The 16,064-nt window shown below is 76.4% G+C and carries 15 protein-coding genes; 5 read left to right on the top strand and 10 right to left on the bottom strand.

What is annotated here, in order from left to right; genetic code table 11:
- Positions 1-63: 63 nt before the first annotated feature.
- On the bottom strand, positions 64-1,104 hold the full coding sequence (gene tsaD, locus I5Q34_RS24240; protein ID WP_374193055.1) for a tRNA (adenosine(37)-N6)-threonylcarbamoyltransferase complex transferase subunit TsaD: 1,041 nt from the start codon (positions 1,102-1,104) through the stop codon (positions 64-66).
- Between the two features lie 146 nt (positions 1,105-1,250).
- Between tsaD and cbiE the strand changes: the two genes are divergently transcribed.
- Together cbiE and cobM are read left to right on the top strand one after the other, a co-directional pair.
- Entirely contained in the window at positions 1,251-2,492 is a 1,242-nt protein-coding gene (gene cbiE, locus I5Q34_RS24235) for a precorrin-6y C5,15-methyltransferase (decarboxylating) subunit CbiE (RefSeq protein ID WP_374193054.1), read from the top strand.
- The gene (cobM, locus tag I5Q34_RS24230) at positions 2,489-3,256 is read left to right on the top strand and encodes a precorrin-4 C(11)-methyltransferase (RefSeq protein WP_199894507.1); all 768 of its coding nucleotides are present in this window, start codon (positions 2,489-2,491) and stop codon (positions 3,254-3,256) included. The genes cbiE and cobM overlap by 4 nt, the downstream gene beginning before the upstream one ends.
- Positions 3,257-3,291: 35 nt before the next feature.
- Here the strand turns inward: cobM and I5Q34_RS24225 are convergent, their stop codons facing one another.
- On the bottom strand, positions 3,292-3,552 hold the full coding sequence (locus I5Q34_RS24225) for a dsRBD fold-containing protein (RefSeq protein ID WP_199894506.1): 261 nt from the start codon (positions 3,550-3,552) through the stop codon (positions 3,292-3,294).
- 130 nt (positions 3,553-3,682) lie between these two features.
- On the opposite strand from I5Q34_RS24225, the gene I5Q34_RS24220 reads away from it, so the two are divergent.
- The gene (locus I5Q34_RS24220; protein ID WP_199894505.1) at positions 3,683-4,501 is read left to right on the top strand and encodes a MerR family transcriptional regulator; all 819 of its coding nucleotides are present in this window, start codon (positions 3,683-3,685) and stop codon (positions 4,499-4,501) included.
- An 8-nt stretch (positions 4,502-4,509) separates the two neighbouring features.
- Here the strand turns inward: I5Q34_RS24220 and I5Q34_RS24215 are convergent, their stop codons facing one another.
- The 3 genes from I5Q34_RS24215 to I5Q34_RS24205 form a co-directional block, all read right to left on the bottom strand.
- Positions 4,510-5,343 (bottom strand): hypothetical protein, encoded by an 834-nt coding sequence (locus I5Q34_RS24215; protein WP_199894504.1) that lies wholly within the window; start codon positions 5,341-5,343, stop codon positions 4,510-4,512.
- 613 nt (positions 5,344-5,956) lie between these two features.
- Positions 5,957-6,352 carry a VOC family protein gene (locus I5Q34_RS24210; RefSeq protein ID WP_234429450.1) on the bottom strand — a complete coding sequence of 132 codons (396 nt, stop codon included), beginning with the start codon at positions 6,350-6,352 and terminating at the stop codon, positions 5,957-5,959.
- Positions 6,349-7,491, bottom strand: a complete 1,143-nt coding sequence (locus I5Q34_RS24205; RefSeq protein WP_199894503.1) for a cobalt-precorrin-5B (C(1))-methyltransferase — start codon at positions 7,489-7,491, stop codon at positions 6,349-6,351. The genes I5Q34_RS24210 and I5Q34_RS24205 overlap by 4 nt, the downstream gene beginning before the upstream one ends.
- A 57-nt stretch (positions 7,492-7,548) precedes the next feature.
- On the opposite strand from I5Q34_RS24205, the gene I5Q34_RS24200 reads away from it, so the two are divergent.
- Positions 7,549-8,346, top strand: a complete 798-nt coding sequence (locus tag I5Q34_RS24200; RefSeq protein ID WP_199894502.1) for a cobalt-precorrin-6A reductase — start codon at positions 7,549-7,551, stop codon at positions 8,344-8,346.
- A 75-nt stretch (positions 8,347-8,421) separates the two neighbouring features.
- On the top strand, positions 8,422-9,687 hold the full coding sequence (locus I5Q34_RS24195; protein WP_199894501.1) for an alpha/beta fold hydrolase: 1,266 nt from the start codon (positions 8,422-8,424) through the stop codon (positions 9,685-9,687).
- Here the strand turns inward: I5Q34_RS24195 and I5Q34_RS24190 are convergent, their stop codons facing one another.
- The 5 genes from I5Q34_RS24190 to cobG form a co-directional block, all read right to left on the bottom strand.
- Positions 9,688-11,196 carry an alpha/beta fold hydrolase gene (locus tag I5Q34_RS24190; protein WP_199894500.1) on the bottom strand — a complete coding sequence of 503 codons (1,509 nt, stop codon included), beginning with the start codon at positions 11,194-11,196 and terminating at the stop codon, positions 9,688-9,690.
- Positions 11,193-12,077, bottom strand: a complete 885-nt coding sequence (locus I5Q34_RS24185) for an alpha/beta fold hydrolase (RefSeq protein ID WP_199894499.1) — start codon at positions 12,075-12,077, stop codon at positions 11,193-11,195. Before I5Q34_RS24185 ends, I5Q34_RS24190 begins: the two co-directional genes overlap by 4 nt.
- A gap of 174 nt (positions 12,078-12,251) precedes the next feature.
- A complete protein-coding gene (locus tag I5Q34_RS24180) occupies positions 12,252-13,760 on the bottom strand; it encodes a precorrin-2 C(20)-methyltransferase (RefSeq protein ID WP_199894498.1) in 1,509 nt (502 codons plus the stop codon).
- Positions 13,757-14,383 carry a precorrin-8X methylmutase gene (locus I5Q34_RS24175; RefSeq protein WP_199894497.1) on the bottom strand — a complete coding sequence of 209 codons (627 nt, stop codon included), beginning with the start codon at positions 14,381-14,383 and terminating at the stop codon, positions 13,757-13,759. The genes I5Q34_RS24180 and I5Q34_RS24175 overlap by 4 nt, the downstream gene beginning before the upstream one ends.
- A gap of 44 nt (positions 14,384-14,427) precedes the next feature.
- Positions 14,428-15,879 carry a precorrin-3B synthase gene (gene cobG / locus I5Q34_RS24170; protein WP_234429449.1) on the bottom strand — a complete coding sequence of 484 codons (1,452 nt, stop codon included), beginning with the start codon at positions 15,877-15,879 and terminating at the stop codon, positions 14,428-14,430.
- Between the last annotated feature and the right edge of the window lie 185 nt (positions 15,880-16,064).

Below are 16,064 nucleotides of genomic sequence, written 5' to 3'. Positions count from 1 at the left end.
TGCCGGGCCGAGGGGCGGAGCCCCGGAAGAAACGGTGAAAGGGCGGGCCGGGGGCGTAACCCCCTACCTACCCACCGGGTGCAGCGCCGCATACTCCAGCGGCGCCGACGGGTCGATCGACACATCCAGTCGCGCCGGCTCCGCCCCCGCCCGTACCAGCAGGTCGCCCACCGCCGCGATCATCGCCCCGTTGTCCGTGCACAGCCGCAGCGGCGGCACCCGCAGTTCGATGCCCGCGGCGGCGCAGCGCTCCTCCGCCAGGGCCCGCACGCGGGAGTTGGCCGCGACGCCGCCGACCACGACGAGCGTGCCCACGCCGTGCTCGGCGCAGGCGGCGACCGCCTTGCGGGTCAGGACGTCGGCCACGGCCTCCTGGAGCGAGGCGGCGCCGTCCGCGACGGGCAGCGGGCGCCCGGCCGCGCGGTGCTGCTCGGCCCAGCGGGCCGCGGCCGTCTTCAGGCCGGAGAAGGAGAAGGCGTACGGGTCGTCCCGCGGGCCGGTCATGGGGCGCGGGAAGGCGACCGCGCGCGGGTCGCCGTCCCGCGCGGCCCGGTCGACGGCCGGACCGCCGGGGTAGGGCAGGCCGAAGACCCGCGCGACCTTGTCGAAGCACTCGCCCGCCGCATCGTCGAGCGTGTCGCCGAGGTGCACGATCGGGTCACGGGCCAGATCCCGTACCAGCAGCAGCGACGTGTGGCCGCCGGAGACGATCAGCACCACGCACGGGTCGGGCAGCGGCCCGTGCTCCAGGGTGTCGGCCGCCACGTGCCCGGCCAGGTGGTGGACGCCGTACAGCGGCACGCCCAGCGAGTACGCGATGCCCTTCGCCGCCGCGACCCCGACCTGGAGGGCGCCGGAGAGCCCCGGCCCGGTAGTCACCGCGACCGCGCCGATATCACCCATGTCCAGACCGGCCTCGGCCAGCGCCTGCCGGACGACGGGCGTCGCCGCGTGGACGTGCGCGCGGGCCGCGATCTCGGGGACGACGCCGCCGAAGCGGGCGTGCTCGTCCATGCTGGACGCCACCGCGTGCCCCAGCAGCTTCCCGTCCCGGACCAGCCCGGCGCCGGTCTCGTCACAGGACGACTCGATACCCAGCACCACCGGTGAACGCCCCACGACGCGCCTCCTGCCCATCACTCGTAAATGCACATGATACGCAACAAGGTGCCGGGTGTCGGGCCGTCCCCGCAGGTCAGTAGAGTTTCCGTGCTCCTGTCCAGTCACTCGCCACCTGCCCGAGGATCTCCGTGACCCACGCCCCCGTGACCGTCGTAGGCATCGGCGCCGACGGGTGGCCCGGACTGGCGCCCGGCGCGCGGGAGGCGCTGCGCGCGGCGGAGGTCGTCGTCGCGGGCCCCCGCCAGCTTGCCCTGCTGCCGCCCGACTGCGCGGCCGAGCGCGTGGCCTGGCCGTCGCCGCTGCGGCCCGCCGTGCCGGGACTGCTCGCGGCGCATGAAGGCCGCCGGATGTGCGTCCTGGCCAGCGGCGACCCGATGTTCTTCGGCATCGGGCGGGCGCTGGCGGAGGAGCTGGGCCCGGACCGGCTGCGGGTGCTGCCGCACCCGTCGTCCGCCTCGTACGCCTGCGCCCGCCTCGGCTGGCCGCTGGAGGAGACGGAGGTCGTCAGCCTCGTCGGGCGTCCGCTCGCCGCGGTCGGCGCCGCCCTGCACGACGGGCATCGGCTGCTGCTGCTCAGCGCCGGGGCCGGCACGCCCGCGGAGATCGCCGCGCTGCTGCGCGAGCGCGGCTTCGGCCCGAGCCGGATGACGGTCCTGGAGCAGCTCGGCTCCGACCGTGAAGCCCGTCACGACGGCACCGCCGAGGACTGGGACCGCCCCGCCGGTGACCCGCTCAACGTCGTCGCCGTCGAATGCCGGCCCGCGCCGGACGCGCCCCGGCTGTCGCTCGTGCCCGGACTCCCGGACGAATGCTTCGAGAACGACGGCCAGTTGACGAAGCGTCACATACGCGCCGCGACGCTCGCCGCCCTCGCCCCCGCCCCCGGCGAACTCCTGTGGGACGTCGGCGGCGGCTCCGGCTCGATCGGCATCGAGTGGATGCGCGCCCACCGCTCCTGCCGGGCCGTCGCCGTCGAGCGCGACCTCGTCCGCGCCGGGCGTATCGAGCGCAACGCCGCCGCCCTCGGCGTCCCCGCCCTGCGCGTCGTCACCGGTGCCGCGCCCGCCGCGCTCGCCGGGCTGCCCGTGCCCGACGCCGTCTTCATCGGCGGCGGGCTCACCGCGCCCGGCCTGCTCGACGCCTGCTGGGCCGCCCTGCCCGCCGGCGGCCGGCTCGTCGCCAACACCGTCACCCTCGAGTCCGAGGCCCTGCTCGCCGAGCGGCACCGGCGGCACGGCGGCGAGCTCACCCGGCTCGCCGTCGCCCACGCCGTCCCCGTCGGCGGGTTCACCGGCTGGCGGCAGGCCATGCCGGTGACCCAGTGGTCCGTCGTCAAGCCGGCCCCCGCACAAGGAGATTCGCAGCCATGACCGTGTACTTCATCGGCGCCGGTCCCGGCGCCGCCGACCTGATCACGGTGCGCGGCGCCCGGACGCTCGCCCGGTGCGGCGTCTGCCTCTACGCCGGCAGCCTCGTCCCCCGCGACCTCCTCGACGAGTGCCCGCCCGGCGCCCGGCTCGTCGACACCGCCCAGCTGGACCTGGACGCGATCACGGCCGAGTTCGTCCGGGCCCACAAGGAGGGGCACGACGTCGCACGGCTGCACTCCGGCGACCCGTCCGTCTTCAGCGCCGTCGCCGAGCAGATGCGCCGCCTGGACGCGCACGGCATCCCGTACGAGATCGTCCCCGGCGTCCCGGCCTTCGCCGCGGCGGCGGCCGCGCTCGGCCGCGAGCTGACCGTGCCGACCGTCGGCCAGACCGTGATCCTCACGCGCATCGCCCAGCAGGCGACGCCGATGCCGCCCGGCGAGGACCTCGCCACCCTGGGCCGCAGCGGCGCCCTGCTCGTCCTGCACCTGGCCACGCGCTACGCCGACCGCGTCGTCGCCGAACTGCTGCCGCACTACGGCGCCGACTGCCCGGCCGCCGTCGTCGCCATGGCCAGCCGGCCCGACGAGCTGGTGCTGCGCGGCACCCTCGACGACATCGCCCAGCGGGTGCGCGAGGCCGGCGTCGTCCGCACGGCCGTGATCATCGTGGGCCGCACGCTGGCCGCGGAACAGTTCCCCGACAGTCACCTTTACTCGACCACGCGTGACCGCACCCACGCGCCCTGCGACGCGGGGGCCTGAGCGGCCCTACCCTTCTGCCCGGCGGGCAGCGGCCGCTACGCCGCCCCGGCCCTCCGCAGGTCGTGCGCCTCGTGCCGGCCCTTCTCCGTGAGCTGTTCCGCCAGGCTCTCCAGCGCCCGGGCGCCCGCCAGCTCCTCGCCCACCCGGGGCTCGCCCGGGTCGTCGGGGTGCCGGGCCGCCTGGCCCCTGGCCCTCAGCTCCGTGCCGTCCCGCAGCCGCAGCATCGCGGCGGCACGGGCGTGACGCTCATCCTCGTCGAACTCGACTTCCACATGCCATCCGGCCACATGCTGCACGGGAATCACCTCCGTACCCCCCGTACGGGCCTGTCCACCCTCCAGGCTACGGCGGGCCGTGCGCGCCCGCACACGCGGCGGCCGGGGCGCTTGACCCTGACACCGTGTCAGGCGATGGGGTGAGGGAACCATGTTCACCATCGGAGATTTCGCCCGGCACGGCCGCGTATCGGTCCGCATGCTGCGGCACTACGACGCCCTGGGGCTGCTGCGCCCGGCCCGGGTGGACCCCGCCAGCGGCTACCGGTTCTACGAGGCCGCCCAGCTCACCCGCCTCAACCGCGTCATCGCCCTCAAGGACCTCGGCTTCACCCTGCAGCAGGTCCGGGCGATCGTGGACGAGGAGGTCGGCACGGAGGAGCTGCGCGGCATGCTGCGGCTGCGCCGCGCCGAGCTGGAGGCGGCGGCCGCCGCGGCGGCGCACCGGCTGGCCCGGGTCGAGGCGAGGCTCCGCAGCATCGAGAGCGAGGGAACCATGAGCAACCACGAGATCGTGGTCAAGAGCCTCCCGGCGGTCCGGGTGGCCGAACTCACCGCGGTCGCGGCCGGTTACCGGCCGGAGGACATCGGCCCGGTGATCAACCCGCTGTTCGCGGAGGTGGACCGCCGGCTGGCGGAGGCGGGCGTGGCGGCGACGGGCCCGTCGATCGCGTACTACGAGGACGCCGGCGACGGGCGGGGCGGTGTCGTCGTCCACGCGGCGGTGCCGGTGGCCCCGGGCGACGGGCACGGCTGCGCGGTCGTGGACCTGCCGGCCGTCGGGGCCGCCGCCACCGTCGTCCACCGCGGCCCGATGGACGACGTGCTGCCGACGGCCCAGGCGCTGGCCCGCTGGATCGACGACGGGGGCTTCCGTTCCGTGGGGTACGCCCGGGAGCTCTACCTGGAGTGCCCGGACGACGAGGCGGGCTGGGTGACCGAGCTGCAGGAGCCCGTCGTCCGGGCCTGAGCCCCCGGTCAGGGGGCCGCGCAGATCACCTGGGCGAACAGCGTCTGCACCGCGGTGCCGGTGTTGGTCGCCCGGGTCTCCCACCCGCGGCCGTCGGCGGTGCCCGCCGAGCCGCTGAGGAAGGTGTCGTCCCGGGCGGTGCCACCGCCCCCGGTCGGCACCTCGTCGCCCGGGCAGTGGGCCGTGGCACTGGCGGTCTGCCCGGGCTTGAGGACGACCTGGCGGCTCAGGTGCTGGGAGTGCGGGCGGTCCGAGCACATCAGGGTGACGGACGGGCCCTGGCCGTCACCGGTCCGGTTGGCGCCGCGGACCGTCCACGTGTCGCCGGTGGCGACGCCCTGGGTGACGAACACCCGGTCGCCGGTGGTGTCCCAGCCCCCGCCGGCGACCGCCTCGCCCAGGGGACAGGAGTTGCTCACCGAGCCGTTCACCCCCGGTGCCAGGGTGGTCTGCGGGCCGTTGCCCCCGAAGCGGGTGCCCTCCGGCGCGCAGACCACGAACGGGGTGAGCGTGCCGGGGGCGTCGTCCGAGCTGTTGAAGCCCCGGACCGTCCAGTCGTCGCCCCCGTGGGTCGTCGAGCCCACGAGGAGGACGCCGTCGCTGCCCGCGCCGCCCCCGCCGGTGGGCGTCTCGCCGTGCGGGCAGTGCACGGTGGCCCGGGCGGTCGCGCCCGGCGGCACCGCCACCTTGGGCCCGAAGTGCTGGTCGTGGACCGCCCGTACGCCGCGCCCGGGCTCCGGCGCCGGTGCGTCGTGGCCCTGCGCGGCGGTGGCGGTCAGCGCCAGGGCGAGCACGGTGGACGCGGCCAGGGCGGGGAACCTGGGCAGGGTGAAGCGCCTCATCTCGGCCTCCGGGGGTGGAGTGAACGGGGGGTGGTCGTGACGGAACGAACGCTTCCGGATTTCCGGGTCGGGTGGCCGGGCGGAGATGCCGCGTCACCCGGACAGCGCACGGGAGGGCGGCCTTCACCCCTCGTGGGGGTGACCCGTCCGAGCATCAGTCCGCCGGGCCCCCTCGGCCGTCCTTCGCCGAACAGGCCGTCGGCGGCCTGCGGTACCTGGGGGACGTCCTCGGCCCGGGGCCGCGTTTCCCCGCGGCGGCCGAGGAGGCCGTGCCGGTGCTCCTCGACGGCCGGTGCCACCGGACCTCGCGCGGCACCGACGCCCCGGAAGACGTCCGGCACACCGCCCCGTTCGAGTGCTCGCCGGTGCTCTCCGGTGACCGGGCCGGCGTCCGGCTCTTCCTCCGGCCGCCCGGGCGCCTCGACGGCCGGTGCGAGCCGGGAACGAGGCCGGGCGGCCCCGGCGGAGCTCGAACGCCGGGGCAGCGCCCGGCCGGACCGGGCCCGGGAACTGGCCGGCCTCTTCCGGCGAGCAGTCCGCGGGCCGCGTTCCTCCGGCCGGACGAGGCCGGTGGGATCGGCGGGGCCAAGGCGGTCGTGGAAGCGGCCCGGGCTCAACTGACGTAGTTGCTCAGCTCGATGAGGTTGTCGTCGGGGTCGCGTACGTAGACGCTGACGATCGGGCCCCCGGCGCCGGTGCGTTCGACCGGGCCCTCCACCACCGGCACGCCGTGCCGGGCCAGTTCGGCGGCGACCGTCTCCAGCGGTTCGTCCACGACGAGGCACAAGTCCGCGCTGCCCGGCGTCGGGCGGTGGGCCTTCGGCTCGAACTCGTGGCCCGCCTCATGCAGGTTGATCTTGCTGTGGCCGAAGGCGAGGGCCCGGCGGCCGCCCTTGAAGGTCACCGGGGTCATGCCGAGGACGCGGGTGTAGAAGCCGACGGTCACGTCGAGGTCGGCCACGGTCAGGACGAGGTGGTCGAGACGGTCGATGCGCATGGTTCGGGTCATCGGTCCTTCCAGGAGGGGCCGCGCGGGTCGGCGCGGCCGACGATCGTGCCCGCCCGGTCGATGCAGATCACGTCCACGGCCACCGGGGCGCCGCGCAGCACGGCCAGCGCCTCGTCGCGCGCCGTCGCGGCGACCAGGTCGCCGAGCGGGACGCCGCGCGCGGCGCAGCGCTGGAGGGCGTCCAGGCCGGTGTTGGCGGCGGCCACTTCCGCCGCCAGCCCCTCGTCCGCCCCGCCGCGGCGGGCCAGTTCGGCGAGGAAGCCCTTGTCGACCTGCGAGCGGGAGGAGTGCAGGTCCAGATGGCCGGCGGCCAGCTTCGAGAGCTTCGCGAAGCCGCCCGCCACGGTCAGCCGGTCCACCGGGTGGCGGCGGATGTACTTCAGCACGGCGCCCGCGAAGTCGCCCATGTCGAGCAGCGCGTCCTCGGGCAGGCCGTGCACGGCCACCGCGACCTTCTCCGACGTCGAGCCCGTGCACCCCGCCACGTGCGTGCGGCCCGCCGCGCGGGCCACGTCCACGCCGCGCCGGATGCTGTCGATCCAGGCCGAGCAGGAGTAGGGGACGACGATGCCCGTCGTGCCCAGGATGGAGATCCCGCCGAGGATGCCCAGGCGGCCGTTCCAGGTGGAGCGGGCGATCTCCTCGCCGTGGTCCACCGAGACCGTGATCTCCACGTCGCCCGTGCCGCCGTGCCGGGCGGCGGCCTCGGCGACGTGGTCGGTCATCATCCGGCGGGGGACGGGGTTGATCGCCGGCTCGCCGACGGGCAGCGGCAGGCCGGGGCGGGTGACCGTGCCCACGCCCGGGCCGGCCCGGAAGACCACGCCGGAGCCGGGCGGCAGGATCCGTACCGTGGCGCGGATCAGGGCGCCGTGGGTGACGTCCGGGTCGTCGCCCGCGTCCTTCACTATGCCGGCCATCGCCCGGCCGCCGGCCAGCTCCTCCGCGGCGAGCGCGAAGGCCGGCGTCTGGCCCTTGGGCAGCGTGATCGTCACCGGGTCGGGGAACTCGCCGGTGAGCAGCGCCGTGTACGCGGCGGTGGTCGCGGCCGTCGCGCACGCCCCCGTCGTCCAGCCGTGCCGCAGCCCGGTGTGCGCGAGTTGCGCCGAACGCCCGCCCGATGCTTTCGTCTCCGTCACGCCGCCGCGCTCCCGCGGCGGTCCCGACGGTGTGGTGAACGTTGTGAAAGGCGGAGCGTGAGCGAGCGCCCCCATGTCCTCATCCTGGGCGGTACGACGGAGGCCCGGCGGCTCGCGGCCCTGCTGGACGCCGATCCGGGCCTGCGCGTGACCAGTTCCCTCGCCGGGCGCGTCGCCGAGCCGCGGCTGCCGCCGGGGCAGGTGCGGATCGGGGGGTTCGGGGGGCCGGAGGGCCTGGCCCGGTGGCTGCGCGAGCAGCACGTCGACGCGCTCATCGACGCCACGCATCCTTTCGCCGACACGATCAGTTCCAACGCGGCGAAGGCCGCCGCCGAGGTCCATGTTCCCCTGCTCGCCCTCCGCCGTCCCGGGTGGGTCGCGGGTCCCGGCGACGACTGGCGGTCCGTGGACTCGCTGGCGGAGGCGGCGGAGGTGCTGCCTTCGCTCGGCGAGCGGGTCTTCCTGACCACCGGGCGGATGGGGCTCGGCGCGTTCGCGCACCTAGAGGGTATGTGGTTCCTCGCCCGCTCCGTGGACGCCCCCCTTCCGCCGGTGCCGCCCCGCATGGAGGTCCTGCTGGCCCGGGGCCCCTTCACGGTCGAGGGCGAGCGCGAACTGCTGCGCCGCCACCGCATCGACGTCCTGGTGACCAAGGACAGCGGGGCGGAGGCGACGGCGGCGAAGCTGGTGGCCGCGCGGGAGGCCGGGATCCCGGTGGTGGTGGTCCGGCGGCCCCCGCTGCCGGAGGGCGTGCGGCCGGCGGGGAGCGTGGCTCAGGCGGCGGAGTGGGCGCGGGCCCGCACCGGGCGCCGCCCCGGCGACCGCCGGGGCACAGGCCCCTCGGCGACCCGGTGAGCGCCCCCGGCACCCCGTGAAAGCACGCACGCGCTCCCCACGGGCGCAGAACGACGAAAGAGAGCCCACGAACCCGTGAACCCCGCCTACGCCTGCCGCGACCACGTCTTCGACGTCCCCCTGGACCACTCCTCGCCCTCCGGACCCCGCATCCAGGTCTTCGCCCGCGAGGTCGCCGACCCGGCCCGCGCGGACGAGAAGCTGCCCTGGCTGCTGTTCCTCCAGGGCGGCCCCGGCGGCAAGTCCCCCCGCCCGTCCGCCGGTTCGCCGAGCTGGCTGGACCGGGCGCTGCGGACCCACCGCGTCCTGCTGCTCGACCAGCGCGGCACCGGCCGCTCCACCCCGGTCACCGCCCGCGCGGCCGCCCGCTTCACCGACCCCGCCCGGCTCGCCGCGTACCTCACCCACTTCCGGGCGGACTCCATCGTCGCGGACGCCGAGCACATCCGCCGCCGGCTGTGCGGCGACGAGCCCTGGGAGACGCTCGGCCAGAGCTATGGCGGCTTCCTCACCCTGACCTACCTCTCCATGGCACCGCACGGACTGCGCGCCTGCTACATAGCGGGCGGCCTGCCCGGCCTGACCGCCACCGCCGACGACGTCTACGCCCGCACGTACCCGCGGGTGCGCGACCGGGTCCTGGAGCACTACGACCGCTACCCGGACGACGCCCGCCTCCTGCGCCGCCTCGCCGGCCTGCTCGCCGCCCGCGAGGTGCGCCTGCCCGACGGGGACCGGCTCACCGTCCGCCGGCTGCGGAGCCTCGGCCTGTGCCTCGGCATGGGCGACGGCTTCGAGCGCCTGCACTGGCTGCTCGACGAGGCCCTGGACGCGGACGGCGAGCCCACCGACACCTTCCTCCACCAGGTGGCGGCCCTGACCGGGTTCACCGACAACCCGCTGTACGCCGTCCTCCAGGAGCCCCTCTACGGACAGGGCCGGACGCCCACGGCCTGGGCGGCCTCCCGGGCCCTGGCGAACCGGGCGGAGTTCGCCGAGGACGCGGACCCGCTGCTGCTCACCGCCGAGATGGTCTTCCCCTGGATGTTCCGGGAGATCGCCGGCCTGCGGCCGTTCGCCGGGGCCGCCGACCTGCTGGCGCACCGGGACTCCTGGCAGCCGCTGTACGACCCGGCGCGGCTCGCCGCCAACGACGTCCCGGTCGCGGCGGTCGTCTACCACGACGACATCTACGTGGACGCCGAGCTCTCCCTGCGCACCGCGCGCGAGGTCGGGTCGGTGCGGACCTGGGTCACCAACGAGTGGGAGCACGACGGGATCCGCGCCGACGGTGAGCGGGTCCTGTCCCGGCTGATGGATCTGGCCGCGGGCCGGGCGTAGTCACCGGAGGGGCGCGCCGCCGAACGGCACGGTCAGCCGGGGGCCGTCGAAGGCGATCCGAGCCCCCGCCGGATTGCGCTGCGCGTACAGGGGGTCCACCGTGTCGGCGACGAGCCCGAGCCGGTGGCCGGGCGGGATGTCGTACGCCGTGGCGGTCATCTCCGTCTCCGCGGTGAACGGCCGTCCCGCCGCGCGGTTCCGGAAGGTCACGGGCACATGGCTGATCAGCCGGCCGACCCCGGGCGGCCCCACGTCGTAGAGGTACGCGAAGAACGTGCCCTCCGGCGCGGACGGCGTCACGCGGATCCGCAGGCGCGGCGCGCCGCGGACCGCGTGCCGCGCGGGAGACGTCTCCCAGCGCGCGGCGGTCCCCGGCGGCAGCAGGGGCAGGACGGCCACCGGCGGCAGGCCCCGCTTGTCGGCGACGGGGGAGAGGACCGGCAGGCCCGCGTCCGCCCCGGAGTCCAGCCCGGTGCGGACCGTCCGCGGGGCGGACGGGAAGGGGGCGGCGAACTCGCCGGCGGTCATGGCCCGCCAGCTCGCGTGGCGTTCGTCGGCCGGCGGCCCGGGCCGGGGGCGTACGAGGAGGGGAGGTCCGGGCAGCGGACCCCGGCCCCGCACATACCGGTCCAGCCACCGCCCCGCCCGCCCGCACGCCGCCGGCGGGACCGCGTCCGTCAGGCAGTGGATCGTCGCCTCGCCGTGCTCGCCCGGCCGGAGTTCGAGGTGTTTCGGGCCGGTGAGCGACTCGAAGAAGCGGGCCATCTGGTTCGGGGCGGCGAGCAGTGTGTCGTTCCAGTTGTTCACCAGGAACACCGCCGTGCCCCGGGCGTTGAGTTCCCGCACCCGGCGCTGCGGGGAGCGGGCCGCGGCCCACGCGCGCAGCCTCGGGTCGTCCCGCCCGGCGAGGACCCCTGTGGCGAAGCGGGTCAACCCCCGTCCGGGGCGCCCGAAGAGCCGGGCGAGCGAGTACTGGAAGCGGACGGCCGCCGTGTGCGCGGTGCCGTTCGTGAAGAACGCCTCCTCCAGCTCGGCCCAGCCGTTCACCGCCACCACCGCGGACACCCGCGGATCCGCCGCGGCCCCCAGCAGCGCGATGCCGGCCCCGTAGGAGTGCCCGAGCAGCCCGACGCGCCCCGGGTCGGCCGACCACCGGCGCACGGCCCAGTCGATGACGGCGGACACGTCGGCGACGTCCTCGGGACCGGCCGTCCCCACCTCCCCGGTCGAACTCCCGAACCCGCGCGGGGAGTAGGCGACGACCAGGTACCCGGCCCGCGCGTACCGCCGCGCCTCCCGCGCGTACAGGTGCCGTCCCCCGACCCAGACCCCGGGCATCACCAGCAGCGGCGGATGCCGCCCGGCGCCGGGCGCGGGCGGGAACACCTCGGCGTCCAGCGCCACGCCCGGTGCCACGGGGATGACGCGGCCGGCGGACGCGGCCTGCGCGGGGCACGGCGGAAAGCAGAGCAGCACCGCCAGCAGCAGCGCCCACCCGCGCCGGATCACGCGGCCGCCGACGGCACGAACGGACGGCAGAACGGCAGCCGGGCCGCCTCCTCGCCGTGGAAGTGCGCGAGGAGCAACTCGCTGTACTCGCGGTCGCGTTCCAGGTGCACGACGTGGTCGGCCTCCCGGACCGTGACGAAGGCGCCCCGCGGATAGCCCGCCGCGAACCGCCGGCCGGCGGCGGGCGGCGTCACCGTGTCGTGCTCGCCGGTGAAGACCAGCGTCGGCACGTCCGGCGGCGGGCCGGGGTGGAAGAGCCGGGTGGACCACAGGCGCTGGATGTTGCCGAGCATCTTGCGCCGCGTCCCGGGGGCGGCCCCGGCGAGCTGGGAGAACAGGACGCGGCGGACGGCCTCGCGGCGGCGCACCGGGCGGGCGGGGTCCGCGCACATCAGATGGGCGGTGACCTCCTCCGCGAACCGGGCCAGCCGCCCGTCCCGGAGCAGCTCCGCGCACGCCCGCAGCGTCGCGACCTCCGCCGCGGACGGGCTGCCCGCGATGCCGCTGAACGCGGCGCGCACCACGCTGCGCGGCCGCAGCTGGACGAGGCGGTGGGCGATCAGGGCGCCGTAGGAGGCGCCGACGAGGTTCCAGCGGGCGAACCCGGCACGCTCCATGGCCAGTCCGGCGGCGCGGGCCAGGAAGTCCACGCCGTAGGACGGCGGGAGGGGCTCCGCGCCGCCCCACCCCGGCAGGTCGACGGTGACCACCGTCGCGTGCGGGGCGAGCACCGCCTCGTGCCGTCGCCAGGCGTACATGTCCTGGAAGGCCCCGCCGATGAACAGCACGGGATCCAGGGCCGGTTGGCCCGGGCAGGGCACGACGCGGCACCGGTAGGCGAAGCCGCCCAGGTGCGGGCGGTGCAGAATCTCGTCGGGCATGCGGGCCCTTCGTCCTCGTCCGGTGAACGGTCGGGAACGAGTTCTACAGACCCGGAGCGTCGGCAACACCCCGGCCGCGGGGCGAAACCACCCGATGTGCGGAATCGGAATCGCGAACGCTGGCGAACGGCGGGGGAGTTGGCCGGAACAACCGCCAGCGCCCCCGCCGCCCCGTCACACCTCCGGATACCTGCGCGGCGTCCAGACGATCTCCTCGCCGGCGCCCTCGCCCCGGCGCACCACCCGGGTCTGGGAGGAGCCCACGATCAGGATCGTGCGCATGTCCACCTGTTCCGGGTCGAGTTCGCCGAGCCGGACGACGCGCACGCTCTCCTCCGGGCCGCCGACGTCCCGGCCGAGGACCACCGGCGTCCGCGGGGAGCGGTGCTCCAGGAGCAGGTCGCGGGCCTTGCCGACCTGCCAGATCCGGCTGCGCGAGCCGGGGTTGTACAGGGCGAGGACCAGGTCGGCCGCGACGGCGGCGCGCAGCCGGCCGGCGATGACCTCCCACGGCTTGAGCCGGTCGGAGAGGGACACCACCGCGTAGTCGTGCCCCAGCGGCGCGCCCGCGCGGGAGGCCGCCGCGTGCGCGGCGGTCATGCCGGGCACGATCCGCACCGGCACCTCGCGGTACGGGTCCTCGGACGCGACCTCGAGAACGGCCGTGGCCATCGCGAAGACGCCCGGGTCGCCGGAGGAGACGACGGCGACGCGGCGGCCCTGCCGGGCCAGGTCGAGGGCGAACTCGGCGCGCTCCGACTCCACCTTGTTGTCGGAGGGGTGGCGGCGCTGGCCGGGGCGGACCGGGACGCGGTCCACGTACGTGCTGTAGCCCACGACGTCCTCGGCGGCGGCCAGTTCGCCGCGCGCCTCGGGGGTGAGCCACCGCGGCCCGGCGGGCCCCAGGCCGACGACGGCCACCTCGCCGCGCGCGGCGGGGGCCGGGGGCGCGTCGACGCGACTGGGCAGGACGGCCACCGAGAAGTACGGAACGGAGGACGGGTCGATGTCCGCGAGGCGGCCGGTGCGTTCGCCGCTCATCGTGGCCCGCTCGACGTACCGCGCCTCGGCCAGCCGGCCGGACCGCTCCAGCGCGCCGCGCACCGCCGGGAAGGTGCGGCCGAGCTTCATCACCACCGCGGAGTCGGTGGCGGCGAGGCGCGCCGCGAGCTCCTCCTCCGGGAGCGTGCCCGGCAGCACGGTGAGGATCTCCTCGCCCTCCACCAGGGGTTCGCCCAGCCGGGCGGCCGCGGCGCTGACCGAGGTCACGCCCGGGACGACCTCCGTCGGGTAGCGGTGCGCGAGCCGCTTGTGCATGTGCATGTACGAGCTGTAGAAGAGCGGGTCGCCCTCCGCGAGGACCGCGACCGAACGCCCGGCGTCCAGGTGCGCGGCCAGCCGGGCGGCGGCCTCCTCGTAGAACTCCTCCATCGCCCCGCGGTAGCCGCCGGGATGGTCGGTGGTCTCCGTGGTGACCGGGTAGACCAGCGCCTCCTCGATGTGGCCGTCGCGCAGGTGGCGTTCGGCGATCGAGCGCGCGATGCTGCGGCCGTGCCGGGCGCTGTGGTACGCGACGACGTCGGCCGCGGCGATGCACTCGACGGCCCGCACGGTCATCAGCGACGGGTCGCCGGGGCCGAGCCCCACCCCGTACAGCCGGCCCGTGGTCTGGTTCTCGCTCACTCTTCCTCGCTCGCTATCGCGTTGATCGCGGCCGCGGCCATGGCGCTGCCGCCGCGCCGTCCGCGCACCACCAGGTACTCCAGCCCCAGGGGGCTCGCGGCCAGCGCGTCCTTGGACTCGGCCGCGCCGATGAAGCCGACCGGGATGCCGAGCACGGCCGCGGGGCGGGGCGCCCCCTCCGCGACCATCTCCAGCAGCCGGAACAGCGCCGTCGGCGCGTTGCCGACGGCCACGACGGCCCCGTCCAGCTTCTCGCGCCACAGCTCCAGCGCGGCGGCGCTGCGTGTGGTGCCCATGCGCTTCGCCAGCTCCGGCACGGCCGGGTCGGCGAGGGTGCACAGCACCTCGTTGTCCGCCGGGAGGCGCTTGCGGGTGACGCCGCTGGCGACCATGTTCGCGTCGCACAGGATCGGCGCGCCCGCCAGCAGGGCCCCGCGGGCGCGGGCCACCACGTCCGGGGAGTACGCCAGGTCCTTCACCAGGTCGGTCATCCCGCAGGCGTGGATCATGCGCACCGCCACCCGGGAGACGTCCGGCGGCAGGCCGCCGAGGTCGGCCTCGGCGCGGATGGTGGCGAAGGACTGGCGGTAGATGGACGCGCCGTCCTTGTCGTAGTCGAACACTGTGCCTTTGCCTCGCTAGCTGGACTTGCTCAGGGAATTTGTCGTCAGGTCGTCGCGTCGTCGCGTCGTCGGGGACGCGTCGTCGGGTGTCGGGTCGTCGGGCGTCGGGTCGTCGGGTCGTCGGGCGTCGAGGTACGGGCCGCGGCCACGGCCGCCGTCAGGCCGTCCGGGGCCACCGGCCGTACCGGATCAGGCGTTTCACGGCTTTCGTCCCGCCCTTCACCCCACCCTTCGTCCCGCCCTTCATCCCGTACGGCGACCCGGTAGCCGTCGTCGGTCGCCAGGACGTCGACCCAGCGGCCGCCGCCGGGGCGGCCGCAGCGCCGCTCGCACCCCGACCAGTACACCGGCAGGGTTTCCGTTCGGGGAGGGCGCGCGCCCGCGAGGGCGGCGCCCGCGTCGGCGCGCACATCCGCGCGGGACTTGGCGCAGCCGGGGCGGCCGGCGCAGGCGCCCGCCCGGTGCCACGGGGAGGCGGGGTCGGTCACCAGGCCCGCCGCGGCCAGCGCCGCGAGCCGGTCCCCGGCGTGCGCGGCGGCCAGACCGGGGACGACGAGGCCGCGCCAGGGCGTCACGCGCAGTTCGCCGTCACCGTGCTCGGCGGCGGTGCGGGCGAGCAGCCGCCACTGCGCGACGGTCAGCCGCCCCAGCGGCGCGCCGACGGACAGGGCGGTGCGGCCGTCCGGGCCGGGGACCGGGCCGGGTGCGGGGGGCCGCGGGGCGGTCCCGGGCGGGAGCTGCGCGGGGGCGGCGGGGATGCCCGCGGCGGCGAGGCGGCCGGCCAGGGCGGCGCCGTCCCGGTCCAGTGGTTCGCGGTCCGGCAGTTCGCGTACGCGCCAGGAGCCGGTGCCGTGCCTGCGCACCGCGTCGAGGAAGTGGAGGGCCGCGAGGAGGGCGGCGCGGGGCGCGTCCGCGGCGGGGATCCGCAGCCCGTGGGGGCCGTCACCGTATCCGAGCACGGCGTCCCCGCCCTCGTCCGCTGCGATCAATGTCACATCGGGCGCGAGGGCGGCGATGTCGCCGCGGCCGTCGTCGAGACCGAAGAGGAAGCGTCCGGAGAGGGCGGTCACGGCGGGGTCCGCGCACAGCAGCGCGTCCAGGGCTCGGGCCCAAGTACGGGTATCCGCACGGCCGTTGCCGTCCAGGCCGGACAGCGGGGAGGCGACGACGTTCCGTACGCGCTCGTGCCGGTCGGAGGGCAGCAGCCCGGCGCCGCGCAGCCGCTCGCCGAGACCGGCGCCGCAGGTCGCGGCGAGGCCGCGCAGCTGAACGTTGCCGCGGGACGTGAGGTCGAGGTGCCCGTCGCCCAACTCCTCCGCGAGGGCGGCCAGCTCGTCGGCCTGACGGACCGTCAGGAGCCCGCCCGGGAGCCGGACACGGGCCAGGGACCCGTCGTCGGCGGAGTGCAGCCGGAGCGCGCCGGGGCAGGCGTCGCCGCGGTCGCGGCCGGCGCCGGGAGCGGGGGATTCGCCGGGGGTGGGGGTGGGGGCGGGCATGGCGGCGAGCATACGACGGGTTGCGGGACGCGTCCGGAGGGGGATGTGCCCCGGTCCCGCCCTTTCACCGTTTCTTCCGGGCTCCGCCCGGGGCCGGCACCGCGCTCCGCGCGGTGAGCGGGGGCTGCGCCCCCTGCACCCCCGCCGGGGCTTCGCCCCTGGACCCCATCTCGGGGCTCCGCCCC

Origin of the sequence: Streptomyces sp. AV19, from assembly GCF_015999245.1 — a bacterium.
GTDB lineage: Bacteria > Actinomycetota > Actinomycetes > Streptomycetales > Streptomycetaceae > Streptomyces.
The sequence above is the reverse complement of the archived record's forward strand: the minus strand, read 5'-3'. Positions and strand labels throughout refer to the sequence as shown.